This window comes from Bacillus sp. P4_D3 (assembly GCF_056401855.1).
Genome location: NZ_JBFUIN010000863.1, coordinates 1 through 1186 on the forward strand (window position 1 = coordinate 1; position 1186 = coordinate 1186).

1 protein-coding gene and 1 pseudogene are annotated in these 1186 nt (G+C 30.2%); both read right to left on the reverse strand.

What is annotated here, in order from left to right:
- Window positions 1-330: 330 nt before the first annotated feature.
- A complete protein-coding gene (locus AC1DTM_RS27455; protein ID WP_002110358.1) occupies window positions 331-594 on the reverse strand; it encodes a hypothetical protein in 264 nt (87 codons plus the stop codon).
- A 143-nt stretch (window positions 595-737) separates the two neighbouring features.
- A pseudogene (locus AC1DTM_RS27460) lies at window positions 738-1181 on the reverse strand (shikimate kinase); the annotation flags it as partial.
- Window positions 1182-1186 lie beyond the last annotated feature (5 nt).

Genomic DNA, 1186 nt, shown 5'->3' on the forward strand with positions numbered 1-1186 from the left:
GGATTTCATAAAATGCAGTAAAGAATTTTCCGCTTGGTCTATCCCAAATTTCTAATGAACCCGCGTAAATTGCGGAAGTTATATATGTAAGACCGAATAGGAGAACTCCCGAAAGAACATAGGTTGCTCCACTATTTTTCATTATTAGCTCACCTCCATTAATTCTATTTGTGAATAAGATGAAAAAGACCTTTATACGTTAAAGATCTTTTTCATCTTATTTTTGTTACAAAAAACGCCAGAATCTAAAACAAAAACTTACTTTAGGATAAAACATTTCTATATACAAATTAAATACTACAAGCATCTTCTCGATTAACATTTTTCACATTAAATATCTCTTGCAATATGCGGTTTACTATAATGGCTTGTTCCACCACCGCCTACTATTACTTTACCGCCTTTTTCAAAGATTAATAATTTTCTTGAACCATCAGAAAGTAACACTACTACTTCCGCATTGTCACTTGTAGCCGTATATATTACATATCCACTTTTCGAAATACAAGTTGCCCAATTTTCATCAAATTCTGATCTTAATACTCGATTAGAATACACTTGATTTTCAATTCTTCCCGGCTGTTCATTTTCCAAATTTTTCTTAACTCCTTCCAAAGTTGTCATTTATATATAAATGACGGTTTCTCAATAAATTAGTGACCGTCCTTAATATAAATAGTATATGTAGTTAGTAGGAGAATGCTTGGACAATGAAAACGTAACAGCATTTAAGTATTTTACAATCGGAATTTTTCCTTAATCATTACAGCTACTTCTTTAGCACTCAAATGAGTATTATTAATTTTTATGTACTCTTCTTTTTCAATTTCACCATGAAATGAATTTAATCTATGTTTTTTCATCGTTTCTTTTAAATTTTTTTCAGACCATTCAATGTCTCTTTTTTTCGATTTATGCTCTAATCTATGGGGACTTTTATTACGCTCTAATCTTTCACCAATTTCTGCTTCAAGTTCTACAAAATATACTGCTGCACCTTTTGATTCAAAAATGCTTACTACATGATTTATATAATCCCAATCAGATTGAAGGTCAAATGCCCATACATATGTAAAAATCATTCCGTATAAATCACTTTGAGACACTTCTTCAAATATTTCATTACGAAACAAACTTACTAATCTTTTTGCTTCTTTTGTACTGTAATCAAAAAATGTACTTTACT